Source organism: Pedobacter nototheniae (assembly GCF_004335085.1).
GTDB classification, from domain to species: domain Bacteria; phylum Bacteroidota; class Bacteroidia; order Sphingobacteriales; family Sphingobacteriaceae; genus Pedobacter; species Pedobacter nototheniae.
In genome coordinates, this window is sequence record NZ_RQRS01000008.1 from 164,014 (window position 1) to 187,826 (window position 23,813).

At 37.0% G+C, this 23,813-nt stretch carries 19 protein-coding genes; 11 read left to right on the forward strand and 8 right to left on the reverse strand.

What is annotated here, in order from left to right:
- Positions 1 to 217: 217 nt before the first annotated feature.
- From EHC72_RS09315 to EHC72_RS09325, 3 genes are read left to right on the forward strand one after another with little or no spacing between them, the layout of a single operon-like run.
- Positions 218 to 3,400: a SusC/RagA family TonB-linked outer membrane protein gene (locus EHC72_RS09315; protein WP_131537412.1), complete on the forward strand. Its 3,183-nt coding sequence runs from the start codon at positions 218 to 220 to the stop codon at positions 3,398 to 3,400.
- Positions 3,401 to 3,410: 10 nt separating this feature from the next.
- On the forward strand, positions 3,411 to 4,844 hold the full coding sequence (locus EHC72_RS09320; protein ID WP_131537413.1) for a SusD/RagB family nutrient-binding outer membrane lipoprotein: 1,434 nt from the start codon (positions 3,411 to 3,413) through the stop codon (positions 4,842 to 4,844).
- A gap of 16 nt (positions 4,845 to 4,860) precedes the next feature.
- Complete coding sequence (locus EHC72_RS09325; protein WP_131537414.1) at positions 4,861 to 5,850, forward strand: TlpA disulfide reductase family protein; 990 nt, start codon at positions 4,861 to 4,863, stop codon at positions 5,848 to 5,850.
- A 59-nt stretch (positions 5,851 to 5,909) separates the two neighbouring features.
- Here EHC72_RS09325 and EHC72_RS09330 read toward each other — a convergent pair whose 3' ends face one another.
- Positions 5,910 to 7,298 (reverse strand): arginine decarboxylase, encoded by a 1,389-nt coding sequence (locus tag EHC72_RS09330; RefSeq protein ID WP_131537415.1) that lies wholly within the window; start codon positions 7,296 to 7,298, stop codon positions 5,910 to 5,912.
- A gap of 324 nt (positions 7,299 to 7,622) precedes the next feature.
- Here EHC72_RS09330 and EHC72_RS09335 point away from each other — a divergent pair, with 324 nt between their 5' ends.
- On the forward strand, positions 7,623 to 7,856 hold the full coding sequence (locus EHC72_RS09335) for a hypothetical protein (RefSeq protein ID WP_131537416.1): 234 nt from the start codon (positions 7,623 to 7,625) through the stop codon (positions 7,854 to 7,856).
- A 64-nt stretch (positions 7,857 to 7,920) separates the two neighbouring features.
- Here EHC72_RS09335 and ctlX read toward each other — a convergent pair whose 3' ends face one another.
- Together ctlX and EHC72_RS09345 are read right to left on the reverse strand one after the other, a co-directional pair.
- The gene (gene ctlX, locus EHC72_RS09340) at positions 7,921 to 8,832 is read right to left on the reverse strand and encodes a citrulline utilization hydrolase CtlX (RefSeq protein WP_131537417.1); all 912 of its coding nucleotides are present in this window, start codon (positions 8,830 to 8,832) and stop codon (positions 7,921 to 7,923) included.
- A gap of 44 nt (positions 8,833 to 8,876) precedes the next feature.
- The gene (locus EHC72_RS09345) at positions 8,877 to 10,325 is read right to left on the reverse strand and encodes an arginine deiminase family protein (RefSeq protein ID WP_131537418.1); all 1,449 of its coding nucleotides are present in this window, start codon (positions 10,323 to 10,325) and stop codon (positions 8,877 to 8,879) included.
- 282 nt (positions 10,326 to 10,607) lie between these two features.
- Between EHC72_RS09345 and argS the strand changes: the two genes are divergently transcribed.
- Positions 10,608 to 12,380: an arginine--tRNA ligase gene (gene argS / locus EHC72_RS09350; RefSeq protein WP_131537419.1), complete on the forward strand. Its 1,773-nt coding sequence runs from the start codon at positions 10,608 to 10,610 to the stop codon at positions 12,378 to 12,380.
- A 67-nt stretch (positions 12,381 to 12,447) separates the two neighbouring features.
- On the opposite strand, the gene EHC72_RS09355 is transcribed toward argS, so the two are convergent.
- Complete coding sequence (locus EHC72_RS09355) at positions 12,448 to 13,575, reverse strand: AI-2E family transporter (RefSeq protein ID WP_131537420.1); 1,128 nt, start codon at positions 13,573 to 13,575, stop codon at positions 12,448 to 12,450.
- A gap of 221 nt (positions 13,576 to 13,796) precedes the next feature.
- On the opposite strand from EHC72_RS09355, the gene mnmE reads away from it, so the two are divergent.
- The 4 genes from mnmE (at position 13,797) to EHC72_RS09375 (ending at position 17,616) form a co-directional block, all read left to right on the forward strand.
- The gene (mnmE, locus tag EHC72_RS09360; protein ID WP_131537421.1) at positions 13,797 to 15,155 is read left to right on the forward strand and encodes a tRNA uridine-5-carboxymethylaminomethyl(34) synthesis GTPase MnmE; all 1,359 of its coding nucleotides are present in this window, start codon (positions 13,797 to 13,799) and stop codon (positions 15,153 to 15,155) included.
- Positions 15,156 to 15,400: 245 nt separating this feature from the next.
- Positions 15,401 to 16,213: a helix-turn-helix domain-containing protein gene (locus tag EHC72_RS09365; RefSeq protein WP_131537422.1), complete on the forward strand. Its 813-nt coding sequence runs from the start codon at positions 15,401 to 15,403 to the stop codon at positions 16,211 to 16,213.
- Between the two features lie 208 nt (positions 16,214 to 16,421).
- Complete coding sequence (locus EHC72_RS09370; RefSeq protein WP_131537423.1) at positions 16,422 to 16,988, forward strand: phage integrase SAM-like domain-containing protein; 567 nt, start codon at positions 16,422 to 16,424, stop codon at positions 16,986 to 16,988.
- Positions 16,989 to 17,028: 40 nt separating this feature from the next.
- Positions 17,029 to 17,616 (forward strand): site-specific integrase, encoded by a 588-nt coding sequence (locus EHC72_RS09375; protein ID WP_131537424.1) that lies wholly within the window; start codon positions 17,029 to 17,031, stop codon positions 17,614 to 17,616.
- Between the two features lie 389 nt (positions 17,617 to 18,005).
- Here the strand turns inward: EHC72_RS09375 and EHC72_RS09380 are convergent, their stop codons facing one another.
- The 3 genes from EHC72_RS09380 to EHC72_RS09390 are packed head-to-tail and all read right to left on the reverse strand — an operon-like array spanning position 18,006 to position 20,385.
- Positions 18,006 to 18,410: a hypothetical protein gene (locus EHC72_RS09380; RefSeq protein WP_131537425.1), complete on the reverse strand. Its 405-nt coding sequence runs from the start codon at positions 18,408 to 18,410 to the stop codon at positions 18,006 to 18,008.
- Between the two features lie 10 nt (positions 18,411 to 18,420).
- The gene (locus EHC72_RS09385; RefSeq protein WP_131537426.1) at positions 18,421 to 19,794 is read right to left on the reverse strand and encodes an N-6 DNA methylase; all 1,374 of its coding nucleotides are present in this window, start codon (positions 19,792 to 19,794) and stop codon (positions 18,421 to 18,423) included.
- Positions 19,795 to 20,385 (reverse strand): restriction endonuclease subunit S, encoded by a 591-nt coding sequence (locus tag EHC72_RS09390; protein ID WP_131537427.1) that lies wholly within the window; start codon positions 20,383 to 20,385, stop codon positions 19,795 to 19,797. It abuts the gene before it with no gap.
- Between the two features lie 240 nt (positions 20,386 to 20,625).
- Between EHC72_RS09390 and EHC72_RS09395 the strand changes: the two genes are divergently transcribed.
- Positions 20,626 to 21,489: a hypothetical protein gene (locus EHC72_RS09395; protein WP_131537428.1), complete on the forward strand. Its 864-nt coding sequence runs from the start codon at positions 20,626 to 20,628 to the stop codon at positions 21,487 to 21,489.
- 20 nt (positions 21,490 to 21,509) lie between these two features.
- On the forward strand, positions 21,510 to 22,838 hold the full coding sequence (locus tag EHC72_RS09400) for a DUF3883 domain-containing protein (RefSeq protein ID WP_131537429.1): 1,329 nt from the start codon (positions 21,510 to 21,512) through the stop codon (positions 22,836 to 22,838).
- 295 nt (positions 22,839 to 23,133) lie between these two features.
- Here EHC72_RS09400 and EHC72_RS09405 read toward each other — a convergent pair whose 3' ends face one another.
- On the reverse strand, positions 23,134 to 23,469 hold the full coding sequence (locus tag EHC72_RS09405; protein ID WP_131537430.1) for a helix-turn-helix domain-containing protein: 336 nt from the start codon (positions 23,467 to 23,469) through the stop codon (positions 23,134 to 23,136).
- Positions 23,470 to 23,813: the final 344 nt, after the last annotated feature.

The following is a 23,813-nucleotide window of genomic DNA, read 5'->3' on the forward strand; positions in this document are numbered from 1 at the left end:
ATTTTAATTGATTATTTATTTTTTATGAAAAAGTTATCCCTAAGTACTCCAGTAAATCTTCAGCCATCAATGTATGGCACAATCCTCAATCAACAGCAATTAGTCATGTGCTGTTGCTGTAGCTAACGCACAGTTTTCTCATCATTTTATTTTTTAAAGGGTACCTGTTTTTTTAACGGGCAGGGATTCTATTGTTTCAACTATCATTAACACACAAATGTTTAAAAACAGACTTTTACTATCAGGCCTTTTTTGGCTATTTACAATTTTTAGTCTCTCAGCACAGGGGCAAAGCAAGTTATCGGGTTCTGTAACCGATAAAGCAGATGGTTTACCATTACCGGGCGTTAGCATCCGTGTAGAAGGAAAAAATACCGGAGCCATAAGTGATACTAATGGGAAATTTAGTATTCAGGCAAGTCTTGGTGATGTTTTAAGCATCAGTTATATAGGCTATCAAACCCAAACTTTTAAAGTTACAGAAGCTGATAAAATCCAGATTAGCTTAGAGCAGGCAAAAAATAACCTGCAGGAGGTTGTTGTTACCGCCTTAGGAATTAATAAGGAGAAAAAATCTTTAGGCTATGCCATTCAGGAAGTTAAAGGTTCTGATTTAGCGGAAGCTAAAGAAAGTAATATTGTGAATGCTTTGGCAGGGAAAGTGGCAGGGGTAAATATTACTAATAGCCAGGGTAATATGGGTTCATCACGTATTGTAATTCGTGGCGAAACGTCAATTTCGGGTAATAACCAACCTTTATTTGTGGTAGATGGTGTTCCGGTTGATAACTCACAGCTAGGCGCTGGTGGCTCCCGCGATTTTGCCAATGCAATATCAGATATAAACTCTGAAGATATAGAAACCATTAGTGTTTTAAAAGGTCCAAACGCAGCCGCTTTATACGGTTCAAGGGCCGCAAATGGTGTAATTATTATTAAAACAAAATCTGGTAAAAGAGGTAAAGCAAGCAGCATCTCTATAAATTCTAGTACCACATTTGAAGATTTGTTGGTATTGCCAGAATATCAAGATGTTTACGGACAAGGTTCTAACGGGCAATTTAGCTATGTAGATGGTAAAGGTGGTGGCGTAAACGATGGCGTTGATGAAAGTTGGGGTCCCAAAATGGATGGTCGTTTAATTCCTCAATTTAACTCTAACGGTGTAGCTGTTCCTTTTGTAGCGCATCCAAATAATGTTCGTGATTTTTTTCAAACGGGTCATACCTTTAATAATGGTGTTTCATTTACTGGTGGTGGTGATGCTTATAACTATCGTTTTTCTTACAATAATAGTTCGCAAAAAGGCGTAGTTCCAAACTCAGGATTGGATAAAAATAGTTTAGGTTTTAATACGACAATTGATTTATTGCCAAAATTAAAATTAGACTTAACGGCTAATTACATCAGAACTTCTACAGATAATTTACCAGGTGCTGCAGGCAGAAGAGCATCTAGTACTATGCTTCAGTTTTTATGGTTCGGTAGACAGGTTGATGTAAATGCCCTTAAAAACTATATTGGTCCTGATGGAAATACTTTTAACTGGAACAATAGTTATTACAGCAATCCATATTTTATTGCATATGAAAATACGGTATCTCAACGTCGCGACCGTTTATTGGGCAACGTTGGGTTAACCTATCAGATTAACAGCGATTTTAAAGCAAATTTCCACACTGGAAACGATTATTATAACGATCGTCGTAAATTTAGAATTGCCTATGGCACCAACGGAACACCATTTGGTTCATACCAGGAAGTTGGTTATACTGTAAACGAGAATAATACAGAAGCAAGTTTAAGCTTTAATAAACGTTTAAATAGTGATTTTAGCTTAGATATTTTAGCCGGAGGTAACTTAAGAACCAAGTTTTACGAAGAAAATAATCAAACCGCACCACGTTTAGCCGTACCGGGGGTTTATACGCTTGCAAACTCTCGTGATGCCTTGGTATCATCAAGCTATTATAGCAAATTAAAAGTATATAGTTTGTTTTCATCAGCACAATTGGGTTATAAAGATTACGCATATTTAAACCTGACGGCTAGAAACGATTGGTCATCTACCTTACCAGTTCAAAATAATTCTTATTTCTATCCATCAGCAAACGGAAGTTTTATTTTAAGTGAGGCTTTCGATTGGAAAAGTGATATACTTTCTTATGCGAAATTGCGTGGAGGATGGTCTAGAGTAGGTAAAGATACCGATCCATATCAATTGATTAATACTTATCCATTTAATCCAATTTTTGATACCTACCCATTATTAACGTTAACAGATAAATTTTTAAATGCCAATTTGAAACCTGAATATACCAACTCTAGTGAGATAGGTGTAGAATTAGCTTTCTTACAAAGCAGGGTTCGCTTGGATATAAGTGCTTATAATACCAATAGTTTTAACCAAATTTTCAGTGCAGATATTAGTTCAGGAACTGGCTTTGCACAAAAGTTAATTAATGCGGGAAAAATTAATAATAAAGGTTTAGAGGTTCAATTAGGATTTACGCCCATTAAAAAAACTGATGGTTTAAAATGGGATGTAAACGTTAACTACTCCCTAAATAGAAGTAAAGTTGAAGAACTTGATGCCGAAGGTTATTTAAATAGCGTAGTATTAGGTACAAGTGGCGTGCAGGTTTTGGCAACTATTGGTCAGCCATACGGTACTTTATTCGGTAGTGCATACCAACGCAATGCAAATGGCGATATTATTGTAAACTCAAGTGGCTATGCACAGGTTAACCCAACCAAGCAAGTTTTAGGTGCCTATACACCAAAATGGATTGGAAGTATTAATAACGATTTCAGTTATAAAGGTTTTACGTTAGGTTTTTTAGTTGATGCTAAAGTAGGCGGTTCTATTTATTCGGGTACACATGCTACAGGTTTTACAACAGGGGTTTTGGCCGAAACCTTACCGGGCAGAGATGAAGAACATGGTGGTTTGGCATACTATTATCCAGGTAATGATAAGGGAAAGTTACCAGTACAATTAGGCGCTGGTGGTTCTGCGCCTGGAACTGAAACTGTTTATCATGACGGGATTATTTTTGATGGTGTACGTGCTGATGGATCGAAAAATACGACCATTTTACCTGCACAACAATATTATAAAGCCATTGCAAATGTAAACGAAGCGCATGTTTTTAGTGCTACGGCCATCCGCTTACGCGAAGTTACATTGGGTTATAATTTACCTGTAAACTGGATTTCGAAGATTGGTTTATCAAAAGCCCGCTTTACATTAATTGGTCGCAACTTATGGATTATCCATAAAAACGTTCCCAACATCGATCCAGAAACTGCCTTTGCTACTGATAATGCACAAGGATTGGAATCGCTACAATTACCAACTACCAGAAGCTATGGCTTTAGCTTAAATCTTACTTTTTAATTTGATAATCATGATCAGAAAATCCAATATAATTGCCCTCAGTTTAACCATTTTAACCTTAGGGGCCTGCAAGAAAGATCTTCAGGATACAAATAAAAACCCAAACGAATCTGAAACGGCAACACCAGATTATTTATTGACAAATGCCATAAAAAGCGCTGCTGATAATTATTACAGCACAGCCAATACTATGGATGCCAGTTTACTATTTGTACAGCACTGGTCTAAAATCCAATATACAGATCCCGATCGTTATACTTTTACAAATAGCAGTTTTGAAGGTGGCTGGAAGAGTTTTTACACACAAAGTCTTACTGATTTAAATGAAATTATTAAGCTGGGAGATCAGTTAAATAATCCAAATTATAAGGCTGTAGCCATTACTTTAAAATCGTGGATATTTTCTGTATTAACCGATAATTACGGAAATATACCTTATACCCAGGCTTTAGATATTAAAAATTTAACACCGAAATATGACGATCAGCGCACAGTTTATTTAGGCTTAATTGCTGATCTGAAAACCGCGTTAGCTACTTATAATCCTTCGGGAAGTGCTATTGCAGGCGATCCTGTTTTTAAGGGCAACATTAACAGCTGGCGTAAATTTGCCAATTCGCTGCGTTTGCGTTTAGCTTTGCGTATCGCTGATCGCGAACCCACTTTAGCTAAACAAACCATTACAGAGGTGCTTGCAGATCCTGCAGGATTAATTAGCAATGAGGACGAAACCGTTAAACTTACTTATTTTGCTTCACCAAATCAGAACCCAATAGGCAAGGTTTTTGAAACTCGTGATGATTATCGCATTTCGAGAACAATTGTTCAAAAATTAAAAGGTTTAAACGATCCACGATTAGGAATTTATGCCAACCCTACAAAAGATGCTACACCTGAGGTTTATATCGGTCTACCTAATGGTTTAACCACTGGTGATGCCAGTGCTTATGGTTTTACAAAAACATCAAAAATCGGTGATTTCTTTACTAAGTCTATAGCTCCGGCAGTTATTTTAAGTTATTCCGAATCGTTATTTGATAGAGCTGAGGCGGCCCAGAGGGGTTTTAGTACGGAAGATGCAGTTTCTTTATATAACAAAGCAATTACAGCTTCATTACAATACTACAGCGTTGGTGCAACCGCAATACAAACTTATTTAGCCCAACCAGCTGTACAATATGATGCTACAAATTATCGTAAATCTATTGGCGATCAGAAATGGATTGCCCTTTACGGACAAGGGTTAGAGGCCTTTGCAGAGTGGCGCAGATTGGATTATCCTCAGTTACAACCCGCGGTGGCTGGTGTGCTTGATGGAAAAATTCCAGTTCGTTTTATTTATCCTGGAGGCGAACAATCGTTAAATAAAAATAACTATACAGAGGCTGTTTCAAAGCAAGGCCCCGATATTTTAACCACCAAATTGTGGTTTGATGTTAACTAAAATCAAGAAAGAAAACATGAAATTATCACTAAAATTAATTGCTGCTATAGGTATGGGAGGCCTTAGCAGCGTTTCTGCCCAAACAAAACTAAATCTTAAAGGTACGGTTGCACATGCAGAAACTGGTAAAGTATATTTGCAAAAGTTTAGCAATAAAATGTTTACCACAGTAGATTCTGTACAAATTAACGATGGTAAATTTGCCTTTAATACAGCGGTTGAACTTCCTGAGTTGTACGGTTTAACCTTCGATAAGAATAAAACGCCTTTATATGTTTTCTTGGATAATAAGGCTATAACAGTTAATCTGGATTCTGCCAAATATTATAGAAGTAGTACGGTTACAGGTTCTGTAGCACAGGATTTATTTAATCAATACCGAAAAACCAAGGATGTTAAGATTGAAGATTTTATTAAAACAAATCCTTCCTCAATTGTTTCTGCTTATGTTTTGTATCGTGAATGGTCTTACCGTTTAACTCCGCAAGAAATTGAACAGAATATTGCCGCATTGGATAGAGGGTTAGATAAAACGCCTTATGTACAGGTGTTGAAGGGATTAGTGCCGGTTTTAAAATCTGTTCAGCCGGGTAATCGTGCGTTAGATTTTGAATTGCCTGATACAAATGGTAAAAAGGTTAAATTATCAGATCATTTTGGTAAATATCTGTTGGTTGATTTTTGGGCTTCCTGGTGCCCGCCATGCCGTGCTGAAAACCCAAATGTGGTTAAACTTTTTCAAAAGTATAAATCAAAAGGATTTGATGTATTTGGTGTATCATTAGATAAAAGCAAAGAAAATTGGCTTAAAGCCATTAAAGACGATCATTTAGATTGGACTCAGGTATCTGATCTTCAGTTTTGGAACAGTGCAGGTGCAAAAATATATGGGGTTAGAGCTATTCCAGCCAATGTACTTATTGATCCTAATGGCGTAATTATAGCCAGAAATTTATACGGTGTAGATTTAGAAAAAAAATTGGAAGAAATTTTCAGTGCTAAATAAAAAATTATAAAAAAAAAAGCCAGATTTTTAAATCTGGCTTTTTGATATGTTTTAGAATTCTAGTAACCTAAAATTTTTAATACTTGTTTACTGTTTTGTTCTTCTCCAAAAACCTCAAAGTTAAAACTTTCGTCGCGGTTTCTGCGGATTAAAACATGTTTAGGACTAGGTAATAAACAGTGGTGAATACCTCCATAACCACTTAAAACTTCTTGATAAGCACCAGTATGGAAGAAGCCTAAATATTGCACTTTACGTGTTTTGGGCATAAAAACGCTATTCATATGGGCTTCCTGATTATAATAATCCTGTCCATCGCATGTAATGCCACCTAAGTTTACACGTTCATATTCAGCATCCCAATTATTAACTGGCAAAAGAATATATTTTTGGTTTAAAGCCCAAACATCAGGTAAATTGGTAATAAAAGAACCGTCTAACATTAACCATCTTTCGCGATCATTTTGTTGTTTACGGCCTAACACTTTGTATAAAATGCCAGAAGCCTCTGCTACAGTATATTTTCCAAATTCGGTAATAATATCTGGTTCCATTACTTCGTGGATAGCACAGATTTCTTTAATACGTTTTACAATTTCATTTACCATGTATTCGTAATCGAAATCAAAAACCAACGAATCTTTAAACGGCATACCACCACCAATATCCAAAGTGTCTAAATCTGGATTGATTTTTTTGAACTTGCAATATAAGGTTACATATTTCTCCAACTCATTCCAATAATATGGAGAATCGGTAATACCAGAGTTGATAAAAAAGTGTAATAATTTAACCTTAAAGTTAGGATTGGTAACGATTTTATTGTTGTAAAAATCAATTACATCTTCCATACGTACACCTAAACGAGAAGTATAAAATTGCGAATCTGGTTGCTCTTCAGCAGCAATACGAATACCCAAATTACATGGTGTATCCATTTCTACCTCATCATCATAAAGGTTAAACTCTTCCTTATTATCCAATACCGGAATGATGTTTTTATAACCATCGTGCAACATATCTATAATATATTGCTTGTACTGATAGGTTTTAAAACCATTACATATAATGGTCGTATCTTTAGTTAAGTGCCCTTTTTTCTCCAATGCGTCAACCATTGGCATATCAAAAGCCGAAGAAGTTTCTAAGTGAATATTATTCTTTAAAGCCTCTTCAACGATGTGCCTAAAGTGCGAACTTTTAGTACAGTAACAATATTTATAATCGCCACGGTAATTGTTCTTTAAAATAGCAGTTTGGAAAAGAATTTTAGCCTGTTGTATTTTCTTACTAACCAGTGGTAAGTAAGTGAAACGTAGGGGAGTACCGTAAGTTTCAATCATTTCCATCAGGTTTAAATCCTGAAAATATAATTCATCATCTATAACGTCAAAGCCTTCTTGAGGAAAGCCAACACTTAGATCGAGAAATTCTGAGTAACTCTGCATTTATGGTCTAAATAATTTTTGCAAAAATGTAATTTTAAATCGAGAATTAAACGTTATTGAAAATATTTTTACTGTAGAGAAACGCTTGGTGTAACTACAAATTTTATATGGTAATTGTTTTAATGGAAATTGTTGCCCAAAAAACTGGTTTTATATTAGGCTACTAACCTTTTTTTTAAAGAAATAACATCACTAAACGCATAATTCACGACTTATTTGGAAAGGCGAAAAAAAAATCATTTTTTTTAAGGTAAAACTTAATCTCATACGTCTATAAGATTAAACCTTAATAAAAAAATCACGAAACAATAAACTGTTGTTATTATGATCTCGATCTTTAAAACCAATATTCAATCAGGTGCAGAGTTAAAAGAAATAACCAGTCACCTAAATAATTTACTATCTGGCGCCACCTGGAGCGTTGATTTATCGGATTCTGACAAGATTTTAAGAATAGATTCTACTGCTGATAAAAGTCAAGACACCATATCTCTTTTAGCTCGGTTTGGTTTCAATTGTGAAACCTTACAAAACTTTTATGCACCACCGATTTGGTAAATAGGAAGAATAAAAATCGCCATACGGGGTTTACCTGAATGACGATTTTTATTTTATATGCAAATTACTTCTGAGGTAAATGTACCTCGGCAAGCATACATCGTGCGCTGCCACCACCATTTTTTTCTATGGTATATAAAGGCGCATAAATAATTTTATTAAACTGCTCCAAAGTTGCAACCTGTTCTGGCGTTAGGCATAGATAAGCTTGTTCAGACATTACTAAAAGATTTTCTCCCTGAGCATTTTTAACCTGTAGCATGTTGCCTGCAAAACGGTTCATTTGCGCCAAGGTAATTTCAATAATTTTTTTGCCGCTATCAATTAAGCTTAATGCAACTTTTTCCTTTTCATCTACGTTAGGAATAGATTCTAAACAAATTACAGCAAACTGATCGGCCACACACATCATTACATTGGTGTGGTAAATTGGGAAACGTTCAGCATCTATTGCCTGAAAGGCTACTGGTTCATAGCTAGTTAGCATACAAAAGTTGTTTAACACTTCTTCATCTGTACGCACGCTTAAACAAGCGTATGCAATTTTATTTGGTCTATCCAGCACCATGCTGCCCGTACCTTCCAAAAAGAGATGTTGTTGTTCGTAAAAGCTTAAATCACTTACATGGTTTACCTCAAACTTATTCTTTAGCCCCTCTAATATGTCCTTTCTTCTTTCCAGCCTGCGGTTTTCAGAAAACATAGGATAGAGATAAACAGAGCCATCTTCGTGGAAGGAAACCCAGTTATTTGGAAAAATAGAATCAGGCTTTTCAGGCGATAAAGTGTCGTCAACTACTGTAACATCCACATCATTTTTACGAAGTAAATTTACAAAGCCATCAAACTCTTTTAACGCCTCTGCTTGTACATTATCTTGTGTGCTTGCTTCCTGAAATTTATTATTTCCTGCCGTTTGTTCGTTAAATTTAAAATCAACCGGGCGGATCATTAATATATGATTGGTACTTTGCATTTTTTTAGTATCAAATAGTAAGTATTAAGGAGTACCTTAACTTTTTAACTTAAATTATCTCTTAAAATAGGTAAACTCATACAATGGAAACCACCTCTGGCTCTTGATAACTCAGCCGATGGCATTAAAATTAAGGTATCGGTAATTGTATTAGCGTCAACTTTGCCGCTTTCCAAATCCTGAATTAAATCTTTAACATTAACCACATTAAAACCACTTGCCTTAAAAGCTTCAACTGTTTTATCATTACGATCATAACCTAAAACAACACCCTCTTTAATGGCTAAAAGGTTGCAAGAATCTGTCCATTGCTCTCTTGAATCGTAAGGAAATTGATTGTTGCCGCTATAAATAATCTTTGTTGGCTCTGTGCTATGTAAATCGTTCTGACTAATATCATTAAGCAAAGCCTCTACATGCTCAAAGTGTTTTGGTTGACCGGGGTTGCTTTTACTAAACTGAATAGCTGTTGTAGCTTCTAATCTTTCTGGCTCCTTTAAAAAGTTAATTGGCTCATGCGGATTATATTTAGGCGAATGTGCAATTGAATTTAAAATAACCCACGTATTGCGATTTACCTGAGTGAAAACGGTATCGAGGTGCATATAATCTCGCTTACTTGGAATTTTTACAACAGTAACCTTTTCCACCACATTATTATCAAACAACAATTTAATAGCTTCGTTTGCACCTTCTTCCGATGTTCTTTCACTGCAACCAATTAAAACATGGTTAGGGCTTACCATCATTACGTCTCCACCTTCTAAAGTGGTGCGAAATTCTGGTTCATCGCCTGGTCTTAAAAAATGTTGTGTTGGATCAGGAATTTCCAGTACATTATTACGGTACGATTCAAAAATAGGGTGGTTAAAAAATATGTAGCGCATCAAAAGCGTTTCGCGAACGCGGGCTTTTTTTGCAGGTTTATTTAGTAAAATGTGGTTATTTATGGTTGTACCAACATCCCTGGTGAAAATTAAATTAGGAATAGGTGCAAAAATCATGGTATCATTGGCCAGCGTTCCCGAAATAAAAATTTCTGCCAACTCTTGCGGCGGAGTTGCGGTTAATTGCATTTGTAATTTATAGGTACAACCTTCAATTGCAGAAACCGCTGCTACTAATTTTTTACGGATAGATTCATTTTCGAGCATTTGGCTCAAAAGATTTTGAACTTCAATTACTTCATTTGAGTTATGGAAATCAGCATGATTAGGTTTATAGAAACTACGGTTTGCTTCTTCTGAATCTATTTGATTAAGCTTACCTTTAATCTTTTCAGGATCTAAGAAGTACATTAATAGTTTGATGTAATAATCATATTCATCCTTGCGGATGGTATCCAAATGTACAATATCTTCGAAAAGCCAGTCTTGTGCTTTTGATGGCACTACCTTGCCTAAACCACTATCAGGGCTATGGACTAATAATTTGCGTAACCTGCCGATTTCGGTGCTAACACCGATTTTAAAATTTTGATTCTGCTCGCTCATATATAAATTAGTTATTGCAAATCTATCAGAAAAAATCAGATAAGAGAATTGATATCGCAGATTTGAACAGGACTTTTGCTGCGGTAAATTTGTTTGCAGCCTTGTACTTACTTCATAAACCTTATTGAAGCGGCAGCTCCTTAACTGGTTTTTACAGGTTAAGGACTACAGCAAAAAGAAGGGCTGCCAGAGCTGATTATTGCTGCCGTAACTTTCCAAATCCATTTTAATATAGCGCACCATTAAGCTTTCGGCTTCCACCTTTTTTCATTATTTTTGGCCATGAATTTTATTATTTCCGAAGCGCAGCAAGCAATTAAGCAACTTTATAACGAAGATGTAGCCGAAAGCGTAATTAATATACAAGAAACCCGTAAAGAATTTGAAGGTCAGGTAACTATTGTTGCTTTTCCAATTATACGTTACTCTAAAAAATCACCTGAGCAAACTGCAAATGAGATTGGCGAATACTTGGTTGCAAATGTTGCTGAGGTTACAAAGTTTAATGTAGTTAAAGGATTTTTAAATTTAAGCATTGCCGAAAGTTACTTTCTTAACCAGTTTAATAATGAAATTTTAAACCCTGATTTTGGTGTTTATCCATCAAATGGTAAAAAGGTAATGGTAGAATATTCTTCGCCGAACACCAATAAACCGTTGCATTTGGGCCATGTGCGTAACAATTTATTGGGTTACTCTGTTGCCGAATTGCTTAAAGCCTATGGTTATGATGTAGTGAAGGTAAACTTGGTAAATGATAGGGGAATCCATATTTGTAAATCAATGCTGGCCTGGCAAAAATGGGGCAATGGCGAAACACCAGAAAGCTCGGGTTTAAAAGGCGACCATCTTGTAGGCAAGTATTACGTAATTTTTGATAAAGAATATAAAAAAGAAATAGATGCTTTAAAAGCTGAAGGAATTACAGAGGAAGAGGCAAAAAAGAGCGCACCTTTAATAAAAGAAGCGCAAAATATGTTGCAACAATGGGAAGCCGGAGATGTGGATGTAATTGCCCTTTGGGAAAAAATGAACGGATGGGTTTACAAGGGTTTTGATGTTACCTATAAGAATTTGGGCGTTGATTTTGATAAATTCTACTACGAAAGTAATACCTATTTATTAGGAAAAGATACCATTAATGAAGGTCTTGAGAAAGGTGTGTTCTTTAAAAAAGAGGACGGATCGGTTTGGATAGATTTAACTGCCGATGGGTTAGATCAGAAACTGGTATTACGTGCCGATGGAACTTCGGTTTATATTACACAGGATTTAGGTACTGCCGAAAAGAAATTTGAAGATTTCGGTATGGACGAATCTATTTATGTGGTTGGTAATGAGCAGGATTATCATTTCAAGGTTTTATTCTTGATTTTAGAAAAGCTAGGCAAAACTTGGGCTAAGGGCTTATACCATCTATCTTATGGAATGGTTGATTTGCCAAACGGTAAAATGAAAAGTCGTGAGGGAACAGTAGTTGATGCTGATGAGTTAATTAGCGATATGATTACCACCGCTCGTGAAAAGACGGAAGAGCTGGGTAAAACCAATGATTTTACAGATGATGAGAAAGAGGAATTGTATAAAAATATTGGTTTAGGTGCATTAAAATATTTCCTTTTAAAAGTAGAGCCTAAAAAGCGTTTGTTGTTTGATCCTAATGAAAGTATAGATTTTCAGGGGCATACAGGGCCATTTATTCAATATACCCATGCACGTATTAAATCTTTATTAAGCAAAGCAAATTACCAAGCAAAAAAAGGAAGTGAAGATTTTGGAAATATTTTGCCTGTAGAGCTTGAAATGATTTTGCAACTGGCAAAATATCCTGCTGAGTTAGCAACTGCTGCTAAAGCACATAGCCCTGCAAGTTTGGCAAATTACCTTTTTGAATTGGCTAAATTATTCAACAAGTTTTATCACGATGTACCTCCAATTGTAAAAACTGAAGAAGGAGAGGAGAAACAATTCCGCTTAAATCTTTGTAGAAAAACTGCAGATATTATTAAATCAGGTATGTTAATTTTAGGAATTGCATCACCTGAACGTATGTAAGGCATAATAAAAATATAGTCATTGCGAGACAGAAATTTTATCTCGCAATGACCATTTATATCTTTAATTACAGTTCTTTTTCTACTCCAGGTTTAACAGGAGTAATCTTTTTCTTTCTAAATGATGAAAACGACATAGGGCTTTTAGCAGGTCTTTCATCGCCCAATAAAACACCCCATTGTTTAAACATCTCCGTACGATCGAAAATAATTTTCAGTACAGCTACAATAGGTAAAGCTAGGAACATGCCTGAAACCCCGGCGACGCTTCCGCCAATAAATACACCCAAAATAGCAAACAAAGCATTAATTTTTACTTTAGAGCCTACAATACGAGGCATTAAAATATTATTATCCAAAAACTGAACAAAAGCAATAACGCCTAAAACAGTAATCACGGGCCATAACTCTTGAGAAGATGTAAGTGTAAGTAATACGCCAATAATATTTCCTATTAAAGCACCAACATATGGAATGAGGTTTAAAATGGCAAAAATAACACCTATTAATAACGCATGCTTTATTCCGATTAACATCAAAATACCACCTAATAAAATGGTCATATAAGAAATTTGGATAAGCAAGCCAATTAAATAGCTTTTTATAATTGATTCTGTTTCATAAATGGCTTCTTTCACCTTTGGATGATGATCGGTTTTAAACCACATGAAAATAAATTTCAATAAAATATCCTTATAAAAAAGCATTAAGTAAATGTAAATTGGTAGTAAGCCAATAAAAACAAATACACCACTTAAAGTTAGCGCAGCGCCACCAGCAAGTTTGCCACCCATGTTTAATAAGTCGTTGCTTTTATCATCTATAAACTTCAACTGTTCGGTGGTAGAGTAGTGTGTAAGCTGACTAACCCATTCGCTCAACGATTTTAAATGTAAAGCAACATTCTTCTTAATTTGAGGGAAATCTTTCACTAAAGCACCAATCTGATTAGAAAAAAACCATACAATAAGACCAACAAAGAGGGCTACGAGTACAATTGGTAAAATAATAGATAAACTTTCAGGTACTTTTTTCTTTCTTAAAAAACGGTAAACAGGTAAAAGCATTATGCTAATAAAAAAAGCCATCAGGATTGGCATTATAATATCCCGGCCGATTACAATTACAGCTACAAGAGCCATAAGGCCAAGTAGTTCTATGGATCGCTTAACCGTTATAGGAAAGTTGTTGGTCATAATTCGCTTATTTGATTTTCAGGTTTAAACAGCATTAATATAAAAATGTTTTCGCAAACTCTAATTTAAATTATCTAAAACCTCGGTTCTCAGCCTTTATGTAATATTTTGTTTAGCTGGGTAATTAGCTCGTATTGGCGACAACTAATTTTAAAAAATTACCTGCCACAAATGATAAAGCCATAGATAAGACCTATTTTTGCAGCTTTCAGACAATAATTATGAATCATCAAGATACCATCATTGCTTTATCTACACCTCCAGGATCTGGCGCTATTGGCGTTATCCGCCTTTCTGGTCCGCAAGCCATTAGTTTAACAAATGAGGTTTTTGCAGGTAAAGATTTAGAAAAGCAAGCTACGCACACTCTACATTTTGGACTGGTAAAAGATGGCGATCAAATTATTGATGAAGTAGTAGCAGGTTTATATGTTGCTCCAAAATCTTATACAAAAGAAAATGTTGTCGAAATTTCTTGTCATGGTTCAAATTACATCATTCAGCAAATTATAAATCTTTTAATAAGCAAAGGGGCAAGAGCCGCTAAGCCCGGTGAATTTACTTTGCGGGCCTTTTTAAATGGAGCTTTTGATTTAAGTCAGGCAGAAGCTGTAGCTGATTTAATTGCATCAAATTCAAAAGCATCTCACGATGTAGCCATGCAGCAAATGCGTGGTGGTTTTGCTAATGAACTGAAAGCACTTCGGGAGCAATTAATTCATTTTGCTTCCATGATAGAACTCGAATTGGATTTTGCAGAAGAAGATGTAGAGTTTGCCAACCGCGACCAGCTTCGTAATCTCGTTACCAAAATCAATTATGTTTTACGTCGTTTAATTTCTTCATTTGAGTTAGGTAATGTAATTAAAAATGGCGTACCTATTGTAATTGCAGGTAAACCGAATGTTGGTAAATCAACGTTGTTAAATGCTTTATTAAATGAAGAGCGAGCCATTGTATCCGATATTGCTGGTACCACTCGCGATACCATTGAAGATGAACTTACCATTGGGGGCATTGTTTTTCGCTTTATTGATACAGCTGGAATTCGTGATACTGCCGATATTATTGAGGCTTTGGGTGTTGAACGTACATTAGAGAAAATGAAACAGGCCAAACTAATTATTTATATGGCTGATGGCGCTCAAACCCCACTTGAAATAGAAGAACAACTTAATGGTTTAAATAAATTGGAAATTCCTTATTTAGTGCTATTAAATAAAGCCGATTTATTGAGTTCGGAACAACGTAAAGAGTTCTCTAAGCTTAATGTAGTATTTATTTCTGCAAAGGAAAAATTAGGTATTGATGATTTAAAAGAGACTTTATTAGAGCAGGTTAACCTGCATCATATCAATACAAGCGAAACTTTAGTGACGAATATTCGCCATGTAGAAGCCCTTAAACAGACGGAAAATGCATTGCAAAGGGTATTGGATAACGTAGATAATCCTGTAACATCTGATTTCCTCGCGATGGATATTAAACAAGGACTTCATTATCTAGGAGAAATTACGGGTACAGTTACTACTGATGATTTATTAGAGAATATTTTTACTAAGTTCTGTATCGGCAAGTAATCCTATAGAATTTGTAGATTACTGAATAACAATGAATAACAAATCGTTAATTACTAGGTAGTTAGCGATTTTTTTATTTCCTAGATTTTCGTAATTTGCCACTGTTATGCATTGTTTTGTTGTGAATTTGTAGCTTTTTTTTGGTCAATCGAAGACGTTATACATTGTATGTTCGGTGTTAGGTATTAACTAGTCATAGAAGTACGTGGAAGCACTATGAAGCACATAAAAGGGAGACTTAACTTATGAGTAGTAATCTAAAAATTTTAAGAAATTGCGAGTTTTGTAACCAGACCTTTATCGCTAAAAAAACTGTCACCAGATTTTGCAGCAAAGGCTGTAACTCAAAGTATTATAAGACTAAAGCGAGGGACAGTAAAATCCAGGCATCTGAAATTGAAACAGTAACCAAGGATTTTTCATACCAGGTGTCCCGGCTGGAAAGTGAAGTTTTATCGGTAGCTGATGTTGCGAACCTTTTGCGCTCGCATAAGGGAACGGTATATAGCATGATAAACAGAGGTGAGCTAAAGGCTGCGAAAATTCATTCCCGAAAAACGGTAATTCTTCGGACTGATTTTCTTTCGCTTTTCAGCGAACAGACACGACCGAAAAGTTTTGATAGGAAGCAAGTAGAACCTGCAATAGCCAATAATGATTCTGAAATTAGTTTTTACAGTATGCATGAGGTTATGGCTTTATTTCAAAAATCCAGGGAGGCAGTATACACCATGCTGCAGCGGAGCAAGATCGAAAAAGTCAAGGTAGGTAAAGAAATCATGTTGCCAAAGGACCAAATAGATAGATTACATAAAGTGAAATCCGTTCCGAGAGCAGATCCGCTCGAGAGGGAGCGCGAGATCAATAAAAGACTTGCTAAAAAGCCGATGAAGATTTCTGAATGCTATTCAATAGATGAATGTATTAATCTACTAGGCAAAGAAAGAGGGCTTTTATACGGTATTTTCAAAAGAAGGAATGTACCCAAACTTAGAGTTGGCCAGTACGTTTATTTTCTAAAAAAAGCTGTAGACAGAATTCCCAAAAATGAGGCGTAGGCTAAATATTTTTTTGCTTATCCTCTTGATTTTTTGCATTTTTGATATACATAAAGCCGTTTTATCCAGACAGAAACGGAGGGTGAAATCATCCCAACAAATTTCCTATTGTCTCAGAACCTCACTGCTGATATCTAGGAACCATCACAAAATGGTATTTGAGCCTTGATTCAAATACCAATACGGATTCAGATTAAATTTTCACTTTATGTCAAACGTAAAACTTAGATTCAAACCCCTTAAAAACAGGCAAAGCCTTTTTTTGGATTATTACCCACCGCTGTTAGATCCTGCCACGGGCAAAACCATAAGATTCGTGAGTCTTAAGCTCTATCTGTTTACCAAACCGGAGAATGAATTTCAGCGGATGCACAATAAGCATACCCTGATCACCGCCAACAATGTCTGCGCCCAGCGGCAGATTGAACTGCAGAACAGAAGGTTCGGCCTGATATCAGAACATGAACGGGAAGCGAGTTTCATCGATATGTTCCGCCAGATTGCAAGAAAAAAGAGGCAGGGCCTCCACGATCAATGGGACATGTCACTAAGGTATTTCATTGCTTTCTGTGGGAGAGATTTGAAGCTGCCTGAACTTACTGACTACCTCTGCGAGGATTTTAAGAATTATCTCCTAAGCGGGCCGGGAATAGCCCGGTACGGCAGACCCATCAAAAGAAATACCGCAGTGAGCTACTTTGCCAAGTTCCGTGCGGTCCTCCGCGTGCTTTATAGGCGTAGGTTATTAGCTATTGACCTGCACAGTATGGGTTGATCCCATCCGCCCTAAAGAAACCCATAGGGAACGCCTGACTATGGAAGAATTCCAGTTACTGGCAGAAACCCCCACAGATTCAGAATTAATGAAAAATGCCGCCATGTTTTCGGGGCTCACCGGCCTGCGCTGGTCAGATGTCTCCACTTTAAAATGGTCTAACATTAGGGGCAAAACAGGCAGTTTTGAGATACAGTTCTCCCAGGAAAAAACCGAGAATATAGAAGTGCTGCCCATTTCAGATCAGGCCTACAGTTTTATCGGTAACAGAGCGTCACCTGAAAAACTGTTATTTCCAGAACTGGTTTACAGCAGGCTCAAACCTTTTTTTACCAAGTGGCTTGCAACAGCCGAAATCAATAAAAACATCACCTTCCACAGTTTCCGCCATACTTTCGCCACCCTTCAACTCGAGCTCGGTACCGACATTTATACCGTCTCGAAAATGCTTGGACACCGTGTTCTTAAAAATACAGAGGTTTATGCCAAGATCGTTGATAAAACCAAGCGGCAGGCTGCCAACAAAAACCTTTTGAGGGGTACATCGGAACAGGAGGCAGAAGAAGAACCTATAAGGAAGGGAATTTTTATACTCCATAAGAATGAGGGTAAAATCGATACAGGCTGATACTACTGGAGCATCAGCCTCCTCTATTTTTTGGCCTACTAAATACGTCAAAAAGCTTAAATGCTGTTTTTTGCCAAGATTTATCAACCCATTAAGAAACTACATCCGGGATTCTTGTAAGGGCAAAAAATTTCTTCGTTCCATGTTTAAAATACCTGCATTAACAAGCTTACCAAGCACGTCCTTTTTTTGATTAAGCCTTTTTATCTACTGTTTGCAAAAATGGTCAGTTTTTAAAAGTTGCAGCTGAAAGCTAATATGATTGATTTGAACAAGGGGAAAACGGGAAAATTTTGGTTCCTTAATAGATTCTGGACGCAATAATGCTTCTAAATCCTTTGTTACAGTATGAATGCGAACCGAAACACTTTGAGATCTTTGGAAAAAAATTAACGCTTAAATTTTTCTATAGTGATGGCTTCGACTTTTTTTAGGGCATCCTGCGGAGAAGAGATTCCTAAAACTACTGTGAGTATCAGTATCAAAGATCCAATCAATATTCCTGTAATTGATTTACTTCGGTAATTGGAATGGACGATAAATAGAACGATACAAGCCGAAAATATGGCCCCTAAAATAGCGACCTTCGACCAATTGGGACCCAAAAGATCTGTCCAGATGATACAACAAAGTACAAAAAAAATGGCAACGATTGAGACTAGCCAATAGCTGTTTACTTTTTTTCCAGCTGCCTCTGCTCCGATGTAACTCGATAAGTTACAATTACCATCCTTAAACAAGGACTGCACGTCTGTTATTTCACCTTCGATCTCCTTGATCTTGATCACTCCCATAACCCATCTATTATTTTAGAAATGGACTATTAGATAGAAAATGATCGATATCCTTCTGGATACCGAAAAGTTCACCTTCCAGTTTCTCATATTCGACCTTAAGTTCCTTAGCTGAAACCCTTTGGCCCCAATCAACTTCTTGTCCTATGTAAGACTTGATCATCAGTTCAAAACTATGCTGGCGTATCTCCTCTGTAGAGACCATTACCGCATACCTGTCGACCTTTATAGATTCAGCTGTTTTCAACTTATCTAACCAGTATAGTACTTTTTCAGGCTTCAGTATCAATTGCCTGCCCAATCTTTCAACCTCAGCAGCAGCATCAGCGATAAGCACCGGAGCATGTTCAGTTCTTGCTTTGTTGATACAGACCATTACAGTCGAAATACCAGTTTGGGTAAATAATCCACCTGGCATGGAAATGACCGCATCAATCAGATTCTGCTCGATAAGCCTTCCAGTTATTTCCCTTACAGCCAAACTATCCGATAGGAAAATACCTGGCAATAACACTGTTGCGCGGCCAGAGTCCGCTAAGTGGGTTAAAATATGCGCTAAGTAAAACAATTCAATACGTCTTGACTTCCTGATCAGATCTTCCCATTCTCCTCCAATATTGGAGAACTGGCGGTCACCGGGGGCATGTTGTCCAAAAGGGGGATTACAGATAATAAAATCGAACTTTCTGTCTACAAGTTTTAATAAACTGAACTCTTTGCCGATATTAATATCGCGCCGTTGGGAAAGAAACAATATGCGTAGCTTGGTCAGCTTCCAAAGAAGATTGACTGGCGCAAAAGTAAAAACAGATTTTACAGAAGGCAAGTTTTCAAGTGCCTGCATTATCAGGTTTCCAGTACGGGAAAAGGGATCATATAAGGTTATTCCTTCATTGCTGGCTAGATAATGCCCCATCACCAGTGCGATTTCTTTAGGGGGTACATAGAGGTTATCTCCCTTCTGGCTTGAACTCAATAAGTATTCAAGCTGATCAAAAATTTCCGATAGGACCGTAGCTGGGTTCTCATCGGCCTGGAAAAGCTTATTGAGGGCCGTCAGAATAGCCCGCAGATCAGAAGAAGAAATCCCGTCAAAAAGTGAGCTGTCCAAACCCAACGCACCCGTCCATGAGCTACCCAGATACCGCTCACGACTTTTCAAGGCAGAAATTAATAAGCGGCTATCGGGCGCTAACACAAACTCCGTATCGGGAATAAAATCGGAAGTGGTAGCCCCCCTAGATTTTCCAGTGTCAGCTATCCTTGATAGTGCAGTCCAGCTGGACAGTGAAAGAATCACGTCATAGGACTCGAGTATATGGTGACCTGATAACTGATAAACATCACTTATCAGAGAGATCAGGGTTTTTATTTTGCTGTCCATCTAATTTGCGATTTCTTTAATTATTTCCCAGATATAGCTGTCCTTAAATGCTTCTTTTTTCTCCATCAGTACTTTTAGAACTAGTTGTTCATTAGCTGTCTTTTTCAAAAATGACACTACATGATGCTGTTTTGCATCAGAAACAAATGGAACAGGCATCCTCATCAGCACGTTTTTAGTGATAGCGGGAATCACACTGCCCTGCACATTTTCCGAAAGAAATGCCTTCGCTTCTGCCTGGTTCAAATACCAAAAAAGGTATTCTGGCTCGATTTTTTCACCCGCTGAGATCACATAAAAAGCAGTAGTGGCGACCACATTCCCCATATCCCCGCTAAAGATAAAAGTGCTGAAACGAACGCCCTTATTGACGATGATGATATCCCCAGCCCTTAAAAGATGTTTTTCAAGCTGCGGCACTTCTGTAGCAGAAATCTTAGCTGCAGAAGAATTGATCTTGCCCTGGGCGATATCCTTGGGAAGCAGTACAGTAACCTCACCTTTAGCATAAGCATCCAAGCGGTCTTTAAAGGTTTGGCCACTTCTAATATGGCATAGTTCGCCGAGCGGAATTAACAATTCTCCATTCATCCTATAGAATTTTGTTCAAAGATATTGATTTAATCAATAAAAACAAATCTATACATGTTGTGTAGAAAAAAAGTTTTGATTTAAAATCATTTGCCAATCACCATCTGGCCTTCTGCCAAATGACTTCCTAGGTGCATTGGCCTAAAGGATCATTTTCAATATTATTTTTGCTTAAACAATTAATTCGATCATCGCCTAAAAATTTAAAACATTAGATTTGTGTTTACTAATTAATGCTCAATGAAACAAATACTTCTTTTCCTACTTTCAATACTACATTTCGCCGCCTTTGGCCAGGAAACAGTCCAATTTTCTAGGGATAAAAACTATGAAAGACTTACGATTAGTAAGGATGACCTTGCGAAACTTATCAAGTCATTAAGGTATTATCACAATGAAAATCGCCCTGACAGCATTCAGTTGGGCCGTATACACAGTATTTCCTGTAAAATTGGAAGAAATAATGAGTCTCAGACTTTCACGGGATTCTCACAATTGGAAAAGATTGATTTGGACGGTAAAGACTATACTGATCTGGATATAGCTTACAGTGATCAACATCAGCCTATAAGTTCAGTTTATATCAAATTTTCCTCCTACGACCGAAGGCTTTCGATAGATGGTACTGATCAACAAAAGGTAAATTCGCTATTTAGAGAATTAGATGAACAGCTTACGGCTAAAGAAGATTTTTTTAGCTTCATAAACTGGCATGCTAGCTTATCTACCATATTCTTTGTTATTTTTATGTTTGCACAATTGATCTACTTTCAAATCAAACCACAGGATAATAATCCTTCAAGCCTTAGACTGGTCAGAACGATCAAGTTTATCTGTATAATTTACAGTATCACATGGGTGTTATTTTTATTGTCTCCAATAAAACTTTCAAATTTCTTTTCCGATTTCACCTTAACGGCCGATCCCTCACATTGGTGGGATAAGTATGGTAACTTTATTGGTGTGTTTTCTTTTTTGGGAGCAACTGCGTTTGGAATCATCAAATTTTTGGGCAAAATTTTTATCTCAACAAACTCACCGCAAATCCAGAATGAGGCAACCGAAGTGCAAAGCGATTCTTTTGATTCTTCCAATCCACAATAATCTAAGCTCAGCTACAACCGATGAACACAACTGTTAGGGAATATCTGATCAAATGTGCCAGAGTAAAACGCCCGGTTTCATATAGCCAGATCGCTAAAGACTGCGGATTAAATTTAGATCTTGGTTTAGCTTTTGATCGTAAGAAACTCAGTATAATTTTGGGGGAAATCTCTGTTTTTGAGTACCAAAACGGCCGTCCATTACTCAGCGCGGTCGCAATGTACCAGGATATGGAAGATCATGGAGGAGGTTTTTACGCAGTTTGCGAAGAACTCGGCATGGGCCAAAAGAAATTACTGCGTGAGCAAGAATTTGCAATCGTGCAGATGATGGCGAGCTTCAACTACTGGTCAATGCCCCGAGAGGAATTTTTCACAGAGGAAGAGATGGAATTATTTAAAACTTGGGGATATCAGCTATATAAACCTACAATAATCGAGCATGTAAACATTAAAAACAGGTTGATGGAAACCGTCTGGAAAAAGACCGGTATCTGGGCGAGAAACGTAATCGCTGAATTGTCCGGCTATGAGGTTGAAGATTACAAATACTGGTCGCAAAGAGGGTGGGATGAATTGGAAAAGAGGAGGGCGACAAGAATCAAACACTACACCTGGGCGAAAATATTCAAAAAGGGAGAGAGGCATTCCGATATTTTCTTTAGTGTAGGACTGGGAGCATATGCAAAAACCTTTGAAATCACCATCGATTACCAGAGAAGCAGAGATCCCAAACTCAATAAATACCAACAACAGGTCTGCGAGCAATTTCTCCGTGAAAACATCATCGAAAGGGTCTTAATTCCATTTACACCCGATCTCAACTGGGATTCACTTAATCATACAGCTATTGAATTTATTAAAAAAAACCAGCGTAAATTTGAGGAACTTATCGAACTGGTCTGGCACAAAGCAGATCCTGTATTTTCTTCCAGAAAGGAAATTGACTATGATACCCGGGCTCGGAATGCCAAACTGCTTGGTAATATTGGAGAAGAAATTGTTTTAAAAATGGAACGCAGCAAAATAGCCAGGCTATTCCCTGCAAAACAGAAACAGGTCAACCAGGTAGCAGATCATTATGGCTTTGATATTTCCTCCTTTGATCAAAATGGGTCACTCATAAAAATTGAGGTAAAAACCACAACCATGGATTTATCAGAACCTTTCTTTATGAGCAAAAACCAAAAGACTGTAAGCGAGCAGAATCCGGAGGCCTATTTTATTTATCGAATTTACCAGCTCGATATTAGTACTGATCCACCAACCTACCAACTGGAAATAATCCCTTGTGATAACCAAAAACTAAACTTTGAACCAGTTGCCTATCAGGTTAATTTGCGATCTTAACGTGCATATTTTACTTGACTTATGCGTTCCGTCTTTGTCAAAACTGTATGCGAAGAAATTGATTTATCTGATAGATTTGGTCTGATTCAAGTGCTATTGACCAAAGGATTGAAAAATATAAAATTAGCCAACACTAAAATTAAATATTGACACAAAGATCACCAGCACTTAAAATTGAATATTTGTGAATTCGCTTCTTTGACTTGGTGAATAAGGCTGAATTGAGGACACAGCCCTTAAGGCAGGTTTGAGGGGATTAATCCCTTTTCAGAATGATAAAAGTTTTATGGGATAATCAGTAAAGATATGGAGAAGGATGAAGTGTCTTCAGCTCTTTCGATAGTTCTCCTGCCGTTTTCCGCCTCGACTGATCCACCCAGTCACGAAGCTCGCGTTTGCTGAAGTACAGCCGTTTGCCCGGTTTGCGGACTGGTATCTCAAGCCTGCTCACTTTTGCATAAATCGATGGTACTGATACTTTCAGGTATTCAGCTGCCTCTTTGATGTTGAGCAGTTCATCTTCATCTGTTATATCTGGTGCAAGCTGCTCAATCATCAGTTCAATCCGCTCAACCTTTTCAAAAAGCTGACGGATCACTTCCGGAATTTTTTCAAAGCCAAATGGTTCCATAGACGTGATCTTTTTCAGCAAAATTGCCTTTGCGCTAAGGGTGGATCACTCTAGTAGAGCAAAATAAAAAAGGTCAGCCAGCCGAATGTGCCAGAGTGTACGTATGGAAATTATCTGACTGTAAAAGGCTGATTGATAGAATTCTGTCCGATTTGTAACAGCCGATGCTTAATTGATATATTTAGAGAATTGATTAAATTAGCACATCAAATTCAAGTGGAGTTGCTACCTTTGAGTAGAGACATTTATCTCGCAGATTTAAAGGAGTAATTTTAAATTTGACTAATATGAAACACAGGGTATTTGATGATGAATTCAAAAAGATGGCTGTAGAGTTGTCTAGG

What these genes read in the sequence shown, in the direction of transcription:
- EHC72_RS09315 (WP_131537412.1), top strand. Translation starts at nt 218, where the DNA reads ATGTTTAAAAACAGACTTTTACTATCAGGCCTTTTTTGGCTATTTACA.
- EHC72_RS09320 (WP_131537413.1), top strand. Translation starts at nt 3,411, where the DNA reads ATGATCAGAAAATCCAATATAATTGCCCTCAGTTTAACCATTTTAACC.
- EHC72_RS09325 (WP_131537414.1), top strand. Translation starts at nt 4,861, where the DNA reads ATGAAATTATCACTAAAATTAATTGCTGCTATAGGTATGGGAGGCCTT.
- EHC72_RS09330 (WP_131537415.1), bottom strand. Translation starts at nt 7,298, where the DNA reads ATGCAGAGTTACTCAGAATTTCTCGATCTAAGTGTTGGCTTTCCTCAA.
- EHC72_RS09335 (WP_131537416.1), top strand. Translation starts at nt 7,623, where the DNA reads ATGATCTCGATCTTTAAAACCAATATTCAATCAGGTGCAGAGTTAAAA.
- ctlX (WP_131537417.1), bottom strand. Translation starts at nt 8,832, where the DNA reads ATGCAAAGTACCAATCATATATTAATGATCCGCCCGGTTGATTTTAAA.
- EHC72_RS09345 (WP_131537418.1), bottom strand. Translation starts at nt 10,325, where the DNA reads ATGAGCGAGCAGAATCAAAATTTTAAAATCGGTGTTAGCACCGAAATC.
- argS (WP_131537419.1), top strand. Translation starts at nt 10,608, where the DNA reads ATGAATTTTATTATTTCCGAAGCGCAGCAAGCAATTAAGCAACTTTAT.
- EHC72_RS09355 (WP_131537420.1), bottom strand. Translation starts at nt 13,575, where the DNA reads ATGACCAACAACTTTCCTATAACGGTTAAGCGATCCATAGAACTACTT.
- mnmE (WP_131537421.1), top strand. Translation starts at nt 13,797, where the DNA reads ATGAATCATCAAGATACCATCATTGCTTTATCTACACCTCCAGGATCT.
- EHC72_RS09365 (WP_131537422.1), top strand. Translation starts at nt 15,401, where the DNA reads ATGAGTAGTAATCTAAAAATTTTAAGAAATTGCGAGTTTTGTAACCAG.
- EHC72_RS09370 (WP_131537423.1), top strand. Translation starts at nt 16,422, where the DNA reads ATGTCAAACGTAAAACTTAGATTCAAACCCCTTAAAAACAGGCAAAGC.
- EHC72_RS09375 (WP_131537424.1), top strand. Translation starts at nt 17,029, where the DNA reads ATGGAAGAATTCCAGTTACTGGCAGAAACCCCCACAGATTCAGAATTA.
- EHC72_RS09380 (WP_131537425.1), bottom strand. Translation starts at nt 18,410, where the DNA reads ATGGGAGTGATCAAGATCAAGGAGATCGAAGGTGAAATAACAGACGTG.
- EHC72_RS09385 (WP_131537426.1), bottom strand. Translation starts at nt 19,794, where the DNA reads ATGGACAGCAAAATAAAAACCCTGATCTCTCTGATAAGTGATGTTTAT.
- EHC72_RS09390 (WP_131537427.1), bottom strand. Translation starts at nt 20,385, where the DNA reads ATGAATGGAGAATTGTTAATTCCGCTCGGCGAACTATGCCATATTAGA.
- EHC72_RS09395 (WP_131537428.1), top strand. Translation starts at nt 20,626, where the DNA reads ATGAAACAAATACTTCTTTTCCTACTTTCAATACTACATTTCGCCGCC.
- EHC72_RS09400 (WP_131537429.1), top strand. Translation starts at nt 21,510, where the DNA reads ATGAACACAACTGTTAGGGAATATCTGATCAAATGTGCCAGAGTAAAA.
- EHC72_RS09405 (WP_131537430.1), bottom strand. Translation starts at nt 23,469, where the DNA reads ATGGAACCATTTGGCTTTGAAAAAATTCCGGAAGTGATCCGTCAGCTT.